Source organism: Microbacterium sp. USTB-Y, from assembly GCF_023703415.1.
Lineage (GTDB): Bacteria > Actinomycetota > Actinomycetes > Actinomycetales > Microbacteriaceae > Microbacterium.
The window spans coordinates 19863-34494 of the sequence record NZ_JAGMTU010000006.1; the positions used below are offsets into that span (position 1 = coordinate 19863).

Consider the following 14632-nt stretch of genomic DNA (forward strand, 5'->3'; position numbering starts at 1 on the left):
CCTTTCCCTGGGGCCGCCCCGGGACGACAGCCGGTCTTGTGTGCATCGGAGATCTTGCCCGGGATCGTATGCGCAGGGCAACGAACGAACCGGCGGAGGGTGACAATGAGGCATGACCGAAACCAACCTCGTCGGCGACCGCATGCTCACGCGCGCGGAGGGGCTGGCCGCGGGCCGCGCGGTCCGGGAGCGCACGCCGCGCGCGGCACTGGCGAAGATCGAGACGTCGGGGCGGGATCCGCTGGGCATCCTCGACCGGCAGAACAGCACGCGGCAGCCGGATCTCATCGCCCTCCGCACCGAGCGCATGGCCGCGAACCCGTTCGCCTTCTACCGGGGGACGGCGGCGCTCATGGCCGCGGATCTGGCCCGGACGCCCCACACGGGGATCCTGGTGCCGTCCTGCGGGGATGCGCACATCGGCAACTTCGGGTTCTTCGCGTCGCCGCAGCGCACCCTGATGTTCGACCTGAACGACTTCGACGAGGCCGCCTGGGCTCCGTGGGAGTGGGATCTGAAGCGCCTCGTGGCGAGCGTCGTGATCGGCGCCCGCGAGACCAGGGGGCCGTCTGTCGCGGACGAGGCGGCCCGCCAGTGCGTCCTCGCGTATGCGAGGGCGCTGCGCGCGGGCGTCCGCGCGGATCCGCTGCAGCGCTACTTCGCGCATTTCGACGCGACCGCGACCAGGGACGGGATCGACGTCGACTCGAAGCGCGCCCTGCAGAAGGCGATCGCCTCGGCCGAGAAGAGGACGGGGGAGCGCGCCGCGCGCAAGCTCACCGTGCGCGGGGACGACGGGCATCTGCGCTTCATCGAGCAGCCCCCGGTCATGACGCACGCCGACCCCTGGATCCGTGAGCTCAGCGACACCGCTTTCGTGCAGTACGCGGCGACGGCCAACGTCGACATCCAGCTGCTGCTGCGGCAGTACCGGGTGCGCGACGTGGCGCGGCGCGTGGTCGGGGTGGGCAGCGTGGGAACCCGCTGCTACCTGGCGGTGCTCGGCACGGCGGACGCCGAGCCGCTGCTGCTGCAGGTGAAGGAGGCAGGGCGGAGCGTGCTGGTGGAGTACGGCGGGATCGTGCAGCCCGACGAGCTGCAGCGGCGCGTCGACGAGCGCGGCGAGGGGGCGCGGGTGGTCGGCATGCAGCGGGTGCTGCAGGCGTTCTCGGATCCCTTCCTCGGACACATCAAGGGCGCCCGCGACGACTACTACGTGCGCCAGTTCCACGACATGAAAGGCTCGATCGACACCGACGTCATCGAGGACGAGGGGTATCGCGAGTACGCGGTCGCCTGCGCGATCACGCTCGCCCGCGCCCATGCGCAGGCGCCGGCCGCGGCGCAGATCGCCGGGTACGCGGGCAAGGGGGCGCAGCTCGCCGATACGCTGGTGAGCTGGGCGGGCGCCTACGCCGACCTGGCCGCGGAGGACTACCGCGCGTTCGCCGCGCGGGCCGCCGACGCGGCGCCCGATGCCGCACCGAGCACGGCGCAGGATGCTGCGCAGAAGGAGAGCAGATCATGAAGCAGGTGCGATTCGGATCCGGATCCGCCCCCGCCGTCGTCGCCGGGATGATGCGCATCGACGGCCGCACCGACGAGCAGATCCGGGAGCTCTACGACACCGCGCGCGCGAACGGCATCGACTTCTTCGATCACGCCGACATCTACGGCGGGGCCATGCACGTCTGCGAGGAGCGCTTCGGCGCCGCCCTGGGGCTGTCCGCCGCGGAGCGCGACGAGATCACGCTGCAGACCAAGTGCGGGATCGTGCCCGCGCAGGGGATGTTCGACTTCTCCTACGAGCACATCGTCCGGCAGGTCGAGGGATCCCTCGCCGCCCTGCGCACCGACCGGATCGACGTGCTGCTCCTGCACCGCCCGGACGCGCTCGTCGAGCCCGAGGAGGTCGCCCGCGCATTCGACGAGCTGCACGCCTCCGGCAAGGTGCGCTCCTTCGGCGTCTCGAACCACACCCCGGGGCAGATCGCCCTGCTGAAGACCGCGGTGACGCAGCCGATCGTCGCGAACCAGCTGCAGCTGTCGATCACGCACGCGCCGATCATCTCCCAGCCCATCGCGGCGAACATGGCCGCGCTCGACCAGAGCGTGGTGCGGGACGGCGGGGGGATCGTGGAGTACTGCCGCATCGAGGGCATCACGATCCAGGCCTGGTCGCCGTATCAGGCGGGCTTCTTCACCGGCGTCTTCCTGGACAACCCGGCCTACCCCGAGCTGAACGCCGCGATCGACCGGATCGCCGCCGCGCACGGCGTGACCCCGACCGGCATCGCCACCGCGTGGATCACCCGGCACCCCGCCGGGATGCAGGTCGTGCTCGGCACGACGACGCCCGCGCGCGTGCAGGAGGCGGCGGACGGAGCCGACGTCGAGCTCAGCCGCGCGGAATGGTACGAGCTGTTCCGGGCCGCAGGGCACACGCTGCCCTGACCGCCGTCCGGCGCGCAGCGGACGCAGGATCCCCGCTTCTCTGGCAGGCTGTCGTCATGGGCCTGGTGTTCTCGATCCTCGTGCTGGTGCTGATGGTCGGCGCGCTCATCGACATCATCACCCGCCGTGACGACCAGGTGAAGCACCTGCCCAAGGTGTTCTGGATCATCCTGGTGATCATCGTGCCGCTGGCCGGATCCCTCATCTGGTTCCTCGTCGGACGCGAGTACGACGGGGAGGGGATCCGGCTGCCGCGCCCGCGCGAGCGACGCCCTGCATCGCCCGCGCCGTCAGCGCCCTCGCCTCCCGCGGACACCCGCAGCACCGAGCAGCAGATCGCCGACCTCGACCGCGAGATCGAGGAATGGCGGCTGCGCGCCGAGATCGAGAAGCGCAAGAAGCAGGATGGGACGGACGTCGGATGAACGCGACTCCGCAGCTGGGCCGCGCGGTGATCGGCGGCGGCAGCGGCTACCTCGGCACCGCGCTGGCGCGAGCCTTGCGGGTCGACGGCTATGAGGTGCGCACGATCGGGCGCACCGGCGCGGACGCGCGCTGGGACGATCCGGCGGGGGTCCTCCGCCTCGTCGACGGCGCCGACCTCGTGATCGGGCTCGCCGGCCGCCGGATCGACTGCCGGTACACCGACCGCAACCGCGACGAGATCCTGCGCTCCCGCCTGCGGACCACGCAGGCGCTGCACCGTGCGGTCACCGCGGCGGCGGCTCCTCCGGCGGTGTGGATGAACGGCAGTTCGGCGACGGCGTACCGCTACTCGCTGGTCTCGCCGCGCACCGAGGCGGATCCGCTCGACGAGAAGGGCTTCTCGCCCGATGTGACCAGGGAGTGGGAGGCCGCGCTGTTCGACGGCGAGACTCCGGGGACGCGGCGGATCGCCCTGCGCACCTCGCTGGTGCTCGGCCGGGGCGCACCCGTGATGGACATGCTGCTGCGCCTGGCCCGGCTGGGACTGGGCGGCCCGCAGTACGACGGCTGGTGGTTCCCGCACCGGCGCTATCGCGGGATCGGCGCCCACCCCACCGAGCCCGACCGCCCCGACTACGAGCACTCCCGGGGCCGGCAGCGGCTGAGCTGGATGCACGAGCAGGATTTCGTGCAGGCGGTGCGGTTCCTCCGTGACCACGACGAGATCGCGGGTCCCGTGAACATGGCGTCGCCGAATGCGGTGACCAATATCGAGCTCATGCGCACGCTGCGCCGCGCGGTCCGGGCGCCGTTCGGCCTGCCGGCGCCGCGCTTCGTGCTGGAGCCGGGCATGGCGGTGCTGCGCACCGAGTCGGAGCTCGTGCTCAAGAGTCGCTGGGTGCTGCCGCAGGTGCTCGAGGACGCCGGGTACGCCTTCCGCTACCCGCAGCTCGCGGGCGCCGTGCAGGCCATCGTCGGGCGCTGACGGGCCGGCCCGATCGCTCCGGTCGCAGAACCGTCGTTCCGGTCGCAGAACGGTCGCTCCGGTCGCAGAACGGTCGCTCCGGTCGCAAAAGATGTCGCTGAGCGGCGTCCAGAGCGACAGTTTTTGCGACGGGAGCGGATCCGGGTCCGCGACGGGAGGGGCGCGACGGATCCGGGTCCGCGACGGGAGCGGATCCGGATCCGAGTCAGGGGGGATCGGGGTCAGGGCGCGGGGGCGAGGGCGAAGGAGGCGCGGACGGCCTCGTCGAGGGCGGGGTGCCGGAAGGCGTAGCCCGCGTCGAGCAGCTTCTCCGGGGCGACCCATCGGCTCTTCAGGATCAGCTCGGTCTCGGTGCGGAGCGCGACCGCGCCCAGCTCCAGCATCCAGCGAGCCGACGGCAGGCCCACCCGCATGCCGAGGGCGCGCCGGATCGTCGCCATGAGCGTGCGGTTGTCGCTCGCCTGCGGCGCGACGGCGTTCACGGGGCCCTCCAGCTCGGGGTGCTCCTCGAGGAAGGCGATGATGCCGGCGAGGTCGTCCAGGTGCACCCAGCTGAAACGCTGGAACCCGCCGCATGCACGGAAGTAGTGCGCCGTTCCCGCGGCTCGCCGGGCGCGGCCGATCGGCCACGGGCCGTCGTGCTGGGTTCCGCCCAGGCCGCACCGGGCGAGCCGGCGGAGGGTGCCGAGGACGCCGCCGTCGCCGAGCACGATCGCCGTGCGCAGCGCGACCCGTCGCGTGCGCGGGAGGTCGCCGGCGAACAGCTCACGCTCCCACGCCTTCGCCACCTCGACCGAGAATCCCGTCCCGAGCTCGCCCGTGGACTCGGTCTGCGGGCGGTCCTCCGCGTGCCGGTAGATCGTCGCGGTGGAGGAGTTGATCCAGAGCGGAGGCGGGGTGACGGCGTTGCGCACCGCGATCCGCAGGGCGGCCGTCGTCTGCTCGCGGGAGCGGAGGATCTCCGCCCGGTTCGCCGCCGTGTACCGGCAGTTCACGCTCTTCCCGGCCAGGCCGACGACCAGGCTCGCCCCGTCCACGGCGGCGTCGATCCCCGCCTGGTCGTCCCAGGTCAGGTCGGCGCCGTGCCGGGAGACGGTCACGACCTCGCGCCCCGCCGCACGCCAGCGCCGCTGCAGGTCCTGCCCGATGAACCCCGTCGACCCGCCCAGCACGACCCTGCCTCGGGTGCGGCCGTCTTCCTCGTTCATGCGTCCTCCTCGATCCGGTAGCGGAACGTCCCCGCGTACTCGTGGATCCGCCCGAGCAGTGGCACGTCCACGGTCAGGGCCACCCGCTGCAGGCCGGTGGCGTACTCGATGCCGTCGATGAGCCGGATCCGCGGAGCGATGCACGACGGGATCCGGATCCGCAGGCCTCCCAGGAGCAGCAGCCCGACGCGCGTGCTGCGCAGCTCCAGCGCGCCGTCGGAAGCCGTCGCCCGGAAGACCGCGGCGAGCACCCCGCACTGCCCGAGGCGGTCCGCGATCCGCCCTCGCGGCAGAGATCGCACGCGATCGCACAGCGTCAGGTCGCCGTGCGGGAGGTGCAGCGTGCGCTCGGCGGATCTGCCTCCGCCGTCGCGATTGCGCACCGTGAACGGAACGTCCTCGGCCCACCCGGCGTAGACCGCGCCACGACGCTCGAGGAAGCGCAGCAGCGGGCCGAGCAGCACGCGGACCGCGCGGCTGCGGCAGCCGACCCGCTCGAAGACGCCGTGCCCGACCCCGCCCCGTCCCGAGGGGATCGCCGCGACGTAGGCGCGCATGCGAGGATGCAGCCGCTCCGCACGTGCGCCGAGGGCCGCGGCGTAGGGGGAGAGCCGGTCCGGTGTCATGCCTTCACAATATCGAACATGTTCAAAAAAGGCGAATGAACGTGGCCCTCGCCCCGTGGCGGGCCGTCGGCGGGGTGGGCGCCGGTCAGCTCCCGATCAGGCGCACCAGGCGCTCGTGCCCGGACTCCTCGAGCTCGGCGATGTCGGCGCGCGACTTCAGGAAGGCGTTGAAGGAGCGGTAGCCCAGGGCCTTCTCGCTGAAGGACGGATCCATGCGCCGCATCTGCGTCTTCACCGCCGAGCTGTGCAGCCACTCGTCGCCGTCGCTCTTGTCGTGGCCGAGGCGCAGCGCGCGCACGAGCGTCGCCGTGGCCTGCTCCTGATCGTCGGTGGTCGGCTCGTCCTTCTCCGCGGACGCCCTGGACTCCTTGCGCGCGCCCTGGGACTGCTTGGCGGTGGGCTTCTTCGGCGGGGTCTCGGCCTGGGCGGCGGCGCGCTCGACACCCGGCAGGGAGTCGTACGCCTCGAACTCGTCGCACGCGGCGGCGAGCGACTTCGCGGTCGAACCGGCGACGCCGACGCCGACCACGTAGCGGCCGAGGCGCTTGCAGCGCTGGGCGAGCGGCACGTAGTCGCTGTCGCCGGCGACGATCACCACGTGGGTGAGATCGGGGAGGCGGAACATGTCCTCCACCGCATCGACGGCGAGGCGGATGTCGGCGCCGTTCTTGGCGTAGGCCGCGGCGGGGAACAGCTGCACGAGGTCGACGGCGCGGGCGACCAGCTGCGAGCGGTACACGGCGTTCACGGGCGACGACCAGTCGGCGTACGCGCGGGTGAGCACGAGGGTGCCGAACGACGACGCGTAGTCGATGATCGCGCCGACGTCGATCGTCGCGGACTTGAGCCGCTCCGCGACCTCGGCGTCGGCGGGGTCGTCCTGGATGCGCTGGCGGTCCTTGCTGTAGGCGTTGCGCCCGTGCACGCGGTCGTACCAGGAGATGACGATGTTGTCGAAGTCCAGGTAGACGGCGACGCGGGTGTCCTGGGGCTCGGCCATGGGATCCTCCTCCGGAAGGGTCAGGCGGTCAGGCGGTCTCGCCGGGGTAGCGGACGCCGATCTGCGCGCGGATCTCGTCGAGCAGGCCCATGATCGCGACCGACTCCGCGACCGGCAGCAGGTCGCTGTCGAGGGATCCGTCGGCGATGTGGCGCTCCGCGGCGAGGGCCTGGTACTGCATGCCTCGACCGCCGCCGCGCTCGTCCGAAGTGGTGCGGCCGTCGAACTCCTCCCACACCGTGCCGTCCGTCGCCACGACGCGGAACGTGGTGGGCGAGTACCAGACCCGGTCGATCTCGATGCGTGCGAGGGTGCCGAGCACCACGGCGGTGTTGGGACCGGCCGCGCGCGAGGAGGACAGGGTGGTCGAGATCGCCCCGCCGGCGTGCGTCATGATCGTCGCGACTTCGGCGTCGGCGCCGGTGGAGATCAGCCGCCCCGTCGCCTGGACGGTCTCGGGTGCGCCGAGCAGGTCGTGGACGAACGAGATCGGATAGATGCCGAGATCGAGCAGCGCGCCGCCGCCGAGCTCCAGAGCGTTCAGGCGGTGGGCGGGATCCGTGGGCAGCGACTGCGTGTGGTCGGCAGAGACCGCGCGGATCTCGCCGAGCGTGCCGGCCGCGATGATCTCCCTGATCCGGACCATGTGGGGCAGATACCGCGTCCACATCGCCTCCATGACCAGCAGGCCCTTCTCGCGACCCAGGTCGGCGAGATCCTGCGCCTCGGCGCGATTGAGGGTGAACGCCTTCTCGACGAGCACATGCTTGCCGTGCTCGAGCGCGAGGCGGGCGTCGTCGTGGTGCATCGGGTGCGGCGTCGCGACGTAGATGATGTCGACCTCGGGATCCGCCGCGAGAGCCTCGTAGGAGCCGTGCGCGCGGGCGATGTCGAAGCGGGCGGCGAACGCGTCGGCCGACTCCTGCGATCGGGATCCGACGGCGACGAGGTCGAGCCCCGCGGTGCGCAGATCGGCGGCGAAGGCGGCGGCGATGCCGCCGGTGGCGAGGATGCCCCAGCGCAGAGCTGGTTGCGGGGAGTGGGCGGTCATGGGCACAAGCGTACGGGCTTCCGATAAGGGGGAGGAATCGTGCGCGCGACATCCGAGGCCCGTGCGGTCCCGTCGCCGGGCTGGGAGGATGGGGGCATGGCCGATCTCATCACCGCCGCCGAACTCCGCTCCCTCCTCGACGAGGGCGAGGATCTGCGGATCCTGGACGTGCGCTACCGACTCGGGTTCACCGACGGGCGGGAGAACTACCGGGCCGGGCACCTCCCCGGGGCGGTGTTCGCCGACCTGGAGGGCGAGCTGGCCGCTCACGGCGCCCCCGCGGACGGGCGTCACCCGCTGCCGTCCGACGACGAGCTCGAGCAGGCCGCGCGCCGCTGGGGGATCCGTCAGGGGCAGGCGGTCGTGGTGTACGACGACGCGCGCTCGCTTCCCGCCTCTCGGGCGTGGTGGGCGCTGCGCCGCGCCGGCGTGGCCGACGTGCGCGTGCTCGACGGCGGACTCGGCGCCTGGCGGGCCGCCGGGGGAGCCGTCGAGGAGGGTGAGGTCGTGGCACCGTCGGGAGACGTCGTGCTCGCCCGCCCGGGAACGGCCGACGTGCTGGATGCCGATCAGGTCGCCGCGTGGACCGGGGTGCTGCTGGACGCCCGAGCACCCGAGCGGTTCCGCGGCGAGACCGAGCCGATCGATCCGGTCGCCGGGCACATCCCCGGAGCCCGCAACCTGCCGATCGCCGAGGTGCTCGACGCCGAGGGGCGGTTCCGCACCCCCGCCGAGATCGAGGCCGCGTTCGAGGCCGTCGGCGCGGGGGAGGAGGTGCCGATCGCGGCCTATTGCGGATCCGGCGTGACGGCGGCGCAGCTCGCGCTCGCGGGTGCCCTGATCGGCCGCGAGGTGACCGTGTACCCGGGATCGTGGAGCGCCTGGTCGAACGCGCCGGGGCGCCCGGTCGAACGCGGACCCGTGCCGGCCGAGGCGGATCCGCTGGAGGACTGAGCCCAGGCGGACCCGCTGGAGGACTGAGCCGACCCCGCGGGACGGCACCGCGCGGGGCGGGTCAGAGCGCTTCGATGACCTCGCGGAGCACGTCGGGGTCGTACCAGGCAATCTCCCCGTCGGCGAGGGCGTGGTACCGCTCGTGCCCCTTGCCGAGGATCACCACGGTGTCCTCGGGCCGGGCCATCCGCACCGCGGCGGCCATGGCTTCGCGGCGATCGGCGATCTCGGTGATCTCCACGACGCTGGAGCGTGCGCCGTCGATGAGGGAGGCGCGGATCTCGGCGGGGTCGTCGTCGTAGGGGTTGTCGTCGGTGATGACCAGCACGTCGGCGAACATCGCGGCGAAGCGGCCCATCATTCGTCGCTTGGCGGCGTCGCGGTGGCCGTTCGCGCCGAGCACCGCGATCAGGCGGCCCTCCGGCGTCGTGGTGCGGATCGCGCGCAGGGCCGCGTTGATCGCCTCCGGCTTGTGCGCGGAGTCGACGATCGCGGTGAACGGCTGACCGAAGTCGAACCGCTGCAGGCGGCCCTCGACGCTCGGCAGCGCGGCGACGCCGGGGGCGAGCCCCGCGAGGTCGCGTCCCGTCTCGGCGAGGGCGGCGACCGCGGCGAGGATGTTGTTCACGTTGAACGCGCCGGTGAGCTGCGTGGTGAACCGCACCCGCTCGCCCTCGGGGGAGCGGACGGTGAACGAGGATCCGTGCGCGCGCAGCTCGACGTCCGAAGCCACCCAGTCGGCGGATTCGGATCCGCTCGCCGACGTCGTGCGCACGGGGACGGTCGCCTGAGCCGCCATCATGCGCCCCCAGTGCGAGTCGATGTCGACGATGCCGATCCGGGAGTGCTCGGGGGTGAGCAGCAGCGCCTTCGCGGCGAAGTAGTCGGCCTGGGTCGGGTGGTAGTCGCGGTGGTCGTGCCCGAGGTTGAGGAAGATGCCCGCGTCGAACGCGAAGCCGTCCACGCGTCCCAGGGTGAGGGCATGGCTGGACGCCTCGACGGCGACCGTGCCGAGGTGCTGCTCGCGCATGACCGCGAAGAGCGCCTGCAGCTCCGGTGCCTCCGGAGTGGTCAGCACGGGCGGGAAGAAGTCGTCGCCGACGGTCGTGCCGATGGATCCGATCGTGCCGGACTGCGCCATGCCGGCCGCGGCGGCCACGTAGAACGCGGTGGTGGTCTTGCCCTGCGTGCCGGTGATCCCGATCGACGTCATCGACGCGGCGGGGTCGCGGTAGAGGAAAGCGGAGGCGGGGCCGGCGGCCAGACGCGCGCTGTCCACGACGAGCGTCGGCACGTCCGAGGGGACGAGCGCGGCGCCCTCGGCGTCGGTGAGGACCGCCGTCGCACCCGCGGCGACGGCCTTCTCGGCGAACCGGGCGCCGTGCGCGTTCGCTCCCGGGATCCCCAGGAAGAGGTCGCCCGGCCGCACGTGGTCGGTGCCGAGCGCGACACCCGTGAAGCCGGTGTCCGCGGCGTCGGGCGCCTCCGCGCCGAGGTGTGCGGCGAGGTCGCCGAGCGTGGCGCGGAAGGTCTCGACGGGGCGGGAATCCAGGCGCGGAGCGGGGTAGTTCGACACGGAGGGCATGACCGTCCGAGTCTACCGGGCTCTTCGTCTCGCCTTCGGCTCGCTCAGGGACCGGGCAGCGAGACGAAGCGGTGCGCGCAATTCAGGCTGAATCTCCCGGCGGAGACGTCGGACACCGTTTCTTGGCCCCTCGGGCGCTCTCCAGCCTGAGTTCGGAACACCCGCGCGGGAAACGCCCCCGGACGAGGGATCAACCGGCGCGCATGAACTCCTCGGCCTCGCGCACCTGCTCATCGGTCGGACGGATCCCGGTGTACAGCACGAACTGCTCGAGCGCCTGCAGCGTGGCGACCGAGGCGCCGTTGATGACGGTCTTGCCCGCGGCGAGGCCGGCGCGCACGAGCGGGGTCTCGGCCGGAAGGGCGACGACGTCGAACACCGCCGCCGCGGCGTCGATCGCGGAGGGCGGGAACGAGAGGGCGTCCGCCTCGGCACCACCCGCCATCCCGATCGGGGTGACGTTGACGAGGATGTCGGCCGTGCGGTCGTCGACGTCGGCGGCCCACCCGAAGCCGTAGAGGCCGGCGAGCGCGCGGCCCGCCTGCTCGTTGCGCGCGACGATCGTGACGTCGGCGAAGCCCGCGTCGCGGAAGGCCGCGGCCGTCGCCTTCGCCATGCCGCCCGACCCGCGCAGCAGCACCGAGGACGCCGGATCCAGGGCGTTGCGGACGATGAGCTGCGCGATCGCCGAGTAGTCCGTGTTGTAGGCGGTGAGCACGCCGTCGTCGTTGACGATCGTGTTGACGGAGTCGATCGCGGTGGCGGAGGGATCCATCCGGTCCACCAGGGCGATCACGTCCTCCTTGTAGGGCATGGAGATCGCGCAGCCGCGGATCCCGAGTCCGCGCACGCCGGCGATCGCCTGGGCGAGGTCGGTCGGGGCGAACGCCTTGTAGATCCAGTTCAGCCCCAGCGCCTCATAGAGGTGGTTGTGGAACCGGGTGCCGTTGTTGCTGGGTCGCGCGGAGAGCGAGATGCACAGGGTCATGTCTTTGTTCAGGATCGGCACCGGTCCAGAGTACCGAGCACCGTGGTGGGGACGTTGAGCACGCTGCGCTCGTCCTCGCTCAACGACCCCGGAGGGCTCAGACCGCGGCGAGCGCCGGCTCCACGACGGCGAGGGCGAGCGCCTGCTCGAGGTCGGCGAGGATGTCGGCCGGATCCTCGATCCCGATCGACAGGCGCAGGGTCGTCGCGCCGATCCCGGCCGCGGCACGCTGGGCGGCGTTCAGGTGCGAGTGCGTCATCGAGGCGGGGTGCGAGACGAGCGAGCGCGCGTCGCCGATGTTCGCCACGAGGCGCACGACCTTCAGGCCGTCCACGAAGCGCTCCACGCGCTCCTGATCCCGCTCCTCGTCGCCCGTGGAGACCAGGTCGATCGAGAAGACCGAGGGGATCCCGCGGGGGAGGTAGCGCGCGGCGAGCTCGTGCCAGGGGTTGCCGGCGAGTCCGGGGTGGTGCACGGCGGCGATCGCGGGGTGCACGACGAGGGACTCGGCGATCGCCTGGGCCGACGCGCTCTGCCGGGAGACGCGCAGGTCGAGCGTCTCGATGCCCTGCAGGATCTGGTGCGCGTTGAACGGCGAGAGCGAGGGCCCGAGGTCGTGCACGTACTTGGCCTTCACCAGCGCCCCGAACGCGAACCCCTGCCCGAACCGCGCCCAGAGCGACTGGGGGCCGAACCGGGCGTGCACGGCGGTGAACTGCGGCCAGCGGGCTGGGTCTGCGCCGAAGTCGAAGGATCCGAGGTCGACGGCGACGCCGCCGAGCGAGGTGCCGTGGCCGCTGAGGAACTTCGTGGCGGAGTGCACGACGAAGTCGGCGCCGTGCTCGCCGGGGCGGATCAGGAAGGGCGTGCCGACCGTGCTGTCGATCACGAGGGGGACGCCCGCGGAATGGGCGATGTCGGCGACCGTCCGGAGATCGAGCACCTGGGCGAGCGGGTTCGCGACGGACTCGGCGAAGAACAGCCGGGTGCGCTCGTTCGCGGCCGCGCGCCAGGCCGCGGGGTCGTCCTGGTCGACGAAGGTCACCGTGATGCCGAAGTCGTCGAGCGTGTCCTGCAGCAGGTCGACCGTGCCGCCGTACAGCCGGTCGGCGGCGACGACGTGGCCGCCGCGGCCCGCGAGGGCGAGGATCGTGACCGCGACCGCGGCCTGCCCGCTGGCGACGGCGACCGCGGAGACGCCGCCCTCGAGCGCGGTGACGCGCTCCTCGAGCAGCTGCTGCGTGGGGCTGGCGTTGCGGCTGTAGATGTTGCCGGCGCGGCGCAGCGCGAAGAGGTCGCGCGCCTCCGCGAGGTTCGTGAACTGGTAGGCCGCCGACTGGTACAGCGGCGGCACCGCGGTGTTCTGCGGCGCGCCGGGCACGTACGCCGCCTGCACCTGCCTCGTCGCGAAACGGGTGGCGGGGGCGGAGGCGGCGGGATCGGTCACGGACCCATCCTGCGGCGCGCCGTGCCGGCCGCGCTGGGATGTTTCCGACTGTTGCGGATCCGCCGGGCGTCCCGCGGTCAGGCCTCCGCGAGGCGGCGCACGAACGCGGCGATCTCGGAGAGCGCGACGGCGTGCCGCTCGAGGTGGGGGAGGTGCGCCGCGGCCTCGAGCTCGACGAGCGCGGCGCCGGGGATCGTCGTGGCTGCATGGCGTGCCGCCGCGCGGACGTGCGGGAGATCCAGCGCGCCCACGAGCACGAGCGTCGGGACGCGGATCTCGCCGAGGCGCGGCCAGGCCACGGCGTCCTGCGCCCGCGCGCCGGGATCGTCGGCGGCGAGGGCGGCGCCGTTCATCGCGAGGAAGAGCTCGCGCGCCTCCGTCCCGACCCGTCCGGCACGGCCGGGTCCGTCGAGCCAGAGCTCGGCCTCGATCCGGTTGAGCTCTGCGAGGTCGCCCTGCTCGATCGCCGCGTCCCCGCGGCGGTCGAGCTCGGCGGTGACGGCGTCGAGCTCGGGTGCGGGGGCGCCGCTGATGGCCGGCGCGATGAGCACGAGGGCCCGCACGCGTCCGGGGGCGACGAGGGCGAGGTCGATCGCCGTGCGTCCGCCCATCGAACAGGCGACGATGATGGCGGCATCCGCGGCGGCGGCGTCGAGCACGGCGCGCGCGTCTTCGACTGGAGACCAGTCGTCGTGCGGTTCCGTCGTCGTCTCACCGAAACCGCGCGCGTCGTAGCGGATGCTGCGCACGGACGGACCGAGCACGTCGACGAGGCCGGACCAGGATCGCCGGTCGGTCACCCCGGCATGGATGAGGAGCACCGGTGCCCCGTCGGCCGCGCCGCTCTCCTCGACCGCGAGCCGCCCCCCGGGCACGGCGAGCATCGAGGTCGCGGTGCCGGCGGTCACGGGATCAGCACGATCTTGCCCCGCGCGGCGTGCGCCTCCACGAGGCGGTGCGCCTCGGCGGCCTCCGCGAGCGGCAGCTCCGGGCCGAACTCGATCGAGAAGCGGCCCTCGGCGATGAGCCGCAGTGCGACCGGCACGGCCTCGGCGCGCCAGGCGAGCTCCTGCGCGGTGAGCGGGACGGGGCTCCCGCCGCTGAACGCGCGGATCCCGAACGACGCGGCATCGGGTCCGCGCACGATCGTCGCGATCCGGTCCGGGTCGGCGACGAGGGCGAGGGAGGCGGCGATCGCCTCATCCGTGCCGGCGCCGTCGAGCGCGACCGTGATCTCGCGATCGCCCGCCGCGTCGCGGATCCGCTGCTCGAGGCCCTCGCCGTAGACGACGGGGATCGCGCCGAGCTCGCGCAGCCGTTCCTGCGAGGTCGCGCCGCCGGTGGCGATGACGTCGGCGCCCCACGCGACGGCGAACTGGATCGCGGCCTGGCCGACCGCGCCGGAACCGGCGTGCAGGAGCAGGAGGTCGCCCTCGCCGACGCCGAGCGAGCGCAGGGACTGGTACGCGGTGCCGGCGGGGATGCCGAGGGCGGCGCCCTCGGCGGAGGTCACCTCGTCGGGCATCACGGAGGCGTGCGCCGCCGGCACCGTGAGCGCGGTCGCATACGTGCCCCGGGTGTCGCGGACGGCGACGCGATCGCCGACGCGGAGATCGTCGACGCCGGGACCGACCGCGGTCACGACGCCCGCGCCGTCGAAGCCCTGGTGCCGGGGCTCGGTGATCGGGGGCAGCGGGCGGAAGCCGCTGCGCTGCTTGACGTCGATCGGATTCACACCGGCCGCCTCGATGCGCACCACGACCTCGCCGGCGGCGGGGACCGGATCCGGCACCTCCACGAGGGTGAGGACCTCCGGTCCGCCGAGCTCGGTCTGCACGATCGCCTGCGCCATGGTTCCAGGCTACGACGCGGCGGAGCGGCGGGGCGCGGGGAAGGGGCCGGACCGCG

At 72.9% G+C, this 14632-nt stretch carries 14 protein-coding genes; 5 read left to right on the forward strand and 9 right to left on the reverse strand.

Annotated elements, in window-relative coordinates; translation table 11 throughout:
* Positions 1-112: 112 nt before the first annotated feature.
* From J8G10_RS15010 to J8G10_RS15025, 4 genes are read left to right on the forward strand one after another with little or no spacing between them, the layout of a single operon-like run.
* Positions 113-1528: a DUF2252 domain-containing protein gene (locus J8G10_RS15010; protein WP_251446664.1), complete on the forward strand. Its 1416-nt coding sequence runs from the start codon at positions 113-115 to the stop codon at positions 1526-1528.
* The gene (locus J8G10_RS15015) at positions 1525-2454 is read left to right on the forward strand and encodes an aldo/keto reductase family oxidoreductase (RefSeq protein WP_251446667.1); all 930 of its coding nucleotides are present in this window, start codon (positions 1525-1527) and stop codon (positions 2452-2454) included. The genes J8G10_RS15010 and J8G10_RS15015 overlap by 4 nt, the downstream gene beginning before the upstream one ends.
* Positions 2455-2510: 56 nt before the next feature.
* Entirely contained in the window at positions 2511-2879 is a 369-nt protein-coding gene (locus J8G10_RS15020) for a PLD nuclease N-terminal domain-containing protein (RefSeq protein WP_251446670.1), read from the forward strand.
* Complete coding sequence (locus J8G10_RS15025) at positions 2876-3865, forward strand: epimerase (RefSeq protein ID WP_251446673.1); 990 nt, start codon at positions 2876-2878, stop codon at positions 3863-3865. Before J8G10_RS15020 ends, J8G10_RS15025 begins: the two co-directional genes overlap by 4 nt.
* Before the next feature lie 221 nt (positions 3866-4086).
* Here J8G10_RS15025 and J8G10_RS15030 read toward each other — a convergent pair whose 3' ends face one another.
* The 4 genes from J8G10_RS15030 to J8G10_RS15045 all read right to left on the reverse strand — a co-directional run bounded on the left by J8G10_RS15030 (position 4087) and on the right by J8G10_RS15045 (position 7750).
* Positions 4087-5073 carry an epimerase gene (locus tag J8G10_RS15030; RefSeq protein ID WP_251446676.1) on the reverse strand — a complete coding sequence of 329 codons (987 nt, stop codon included), beginning with the start codon at positions 5071-5073 and terminating at the stop codon, positions 4087-4089.
* Positions 5070-5699, reverse strand: a complete 630-nt coding sequence (locus tag J8G10_RS15035; protein WP_251446678.1) for a DUF4166 domain-containing protein — start codon at positions 5697-5699, stop codon at positions 5070-5072. Before J8G10_RS15035 ends, J8G10_RS15030 begins: the two co-directional genes overlap by 4 nt.
* Positions 5700-5784: 85 nt before the next feature.
* Entirely contained in the window at positions 5785-6699 is a 915-nt protein-coding gene (locus tag J8G10_RS15040; RefSeq protein ID WP_251446680.1) for an NYN domain-containing protein, read from the reverse strand.
* A 28-nt stretch (positions 6700-6727) separates the two neighbouring features.
* Positions 6728-7750: a Gfo/Idh/MocA family protein gene (locus tag J8G10_RS15045; RefSeq protein WP_251446683.1), complete on the reverse strand. Its 1023-nt coding sequence runs from the start codon at positions 7748-7750 to the stop codon at positions 6728-6730.
* A gap of 96 nt (positions 7751-7846) precedes the next feature.
* Here J8G10_RS15045 and J8G10_RS15050 point away from each other — a divergent pair, with 96 nt between their 5' ends.
* Positions 7847-8704: a sulfurtransferase gene (locus J8G10_RS15050; RefSeq protein WP_251446686.1), complete on the forward strand. Its 858-nt coding sequence runs from the start codon at positions 7847-7849 to the stop codon at positions 8702-8704.
* Positions 8705-8765: 61 nt separating this feature from the next.
* Here J8G10_RS15050 and J8G10_RS15055 read toward each other — a convergent pair whose 3' ends face one another.
* From J8G10_RS15055 to J8G10_RS15075, 5 genes are all read right to left on the reverse strand, one after another.
* Positions 8766-10289 (reverse strand): Mur ligase family protein, encoded by a 1524-nt coding sequence (locus tag J8G10_RS15055; protein ID WP_251446689.1) that lies wholly within the window; start codon positions 10287-10289, stop codon positions 8766-8768.
* Between the two features lie 190 nt (positions 10290-10479).
* Positions 10480-11298: a shikimate 5-dehydrogenase gene (locus J8G10_RS15060; RefSeq protein WP_308220710.1), complete on the reverse strand. Its 819-nt coding sequence runs from the start codon at positions 11296-11298 to the stop codon at positions 10480-10482.
* Between the two features lie 76 nt (positions 11299-11374).
* A complete protein-coding gene (locus tag J8G10_RS15065) occupies positions 11375-12724 on the reverse strand; it encodes a PLP-dependent transferase (RefSeq protein WP_251446692.1) in 1350 nt (449 codons plus the stop codon).
* 77 nt (positions 12725-12801) lie between these two features.
* A complete protein-coding gene (locus J8G10_RS15070; RefSeq protein WP_251446695.1) occupies positions 12802-13632 on the reverse strand; it encodes an alpha/beta fold hydrolase in 831 nt (276 codons plus the stop codon).
* Positions 13629-14576, reverse strand: a complete 948-nt coding sequence (locus J8G10_RS15075) for an NADP-dependent oxidoreductase (RefSeq protein ID WP_251446698.1) — start codon at positions 14574-14576, stop codon at positions 13629-13631. The genes J8G10_RS15070 and J8G10_RS15075 overlap by 4 nt, the downstream gene beginning before the upstream one ends.
* Positions 14577-14632: the final 56 nt, after the last annotated feature.

Excerpts from the sequence above, each read along its gene's own strand:
- J8G10_RS15055 (WP_251446689.1), bottom strand. The coding sequence starts at position 10,289 with ATGCCCTCCGTGTCGAACTACCCCGCTCCGCGCCTGGATTCCCGCCCC.
- J8G10_RS15030 (WP_251446676.1), bottom strand. The coding sequence starts at position 5,073 with ATGAACGAGGAAGACGGCCGCACCCGAGGCAGGGTCGTGCTGGGCGGG.
- J8G10_RS15045 (WP_251446683.1), bottom strand. The coding sequence starts at position 7,750 with ATGACCGCCCACTCCCCGCAACCAGCTCTGCGCTGGGGCATCCTCGCC.
- J8G10_RS15025 (WP_251446673.1), top strand. The coding sequence starts at position 2,876 with ATGAACGCGACTCCGCAGCTGGGCCGCGCGGTGATCGGCGGCGGCAGC.
- J8G10_RS15015 (WP_251446667.1), top strand. The coding sequence starts at position 1,525 with ATGAAGCAGGTGCGATTCGGATCCGGATCCGCCCCCGCCGTCGTCGCC.
- J8G10_RS15035 (WP_251446678.1), bottom strand. The coding sequence starts at position 5,699 with ATGACACCGGACCGGCTCTCCCCCTACGCCGCGGCCCTCGGCGCACGT.
- J8G10_RS15050 (WP_251446686.1), top strand. The coding sequence starts at position 7,847 with ATGGCCGATCTCATCACCGCCGCCGAACTCCGCTCCCTCCTCGACGAG.
- J8G10_RS15010 (WP_251446664.1), top strand. The coding sequence starts at position 113 with ATGACCGAAACCAACCTCGTCGGCGACCGCATGCTCACGCGCGCGGAG.
- J8G10_RS15040 (WP_251446680.1), bottom strand. The coding sequence starts at position 6,699 with ATGGCCGAGCCCCAGGACACCCGCGTCGCCGTCTACCTGGACTTCGAC.
- J8G10_RS15020 (WP_251446670.1), top strand. The coding sequence starts at position 2,511 with ATGGGCCTGGTGTTCTCGATCCTCGTGCTGGTGCTGATGGTCGGCGCG.
- J8G10_RS15075 (WP_251446698.1), bottom strand. The coding sequence starts at position 14,576 with ATGGCGCAGGCGATCGTGCAGACCGAGCTCGGCGGACCGGAGGTCCTC.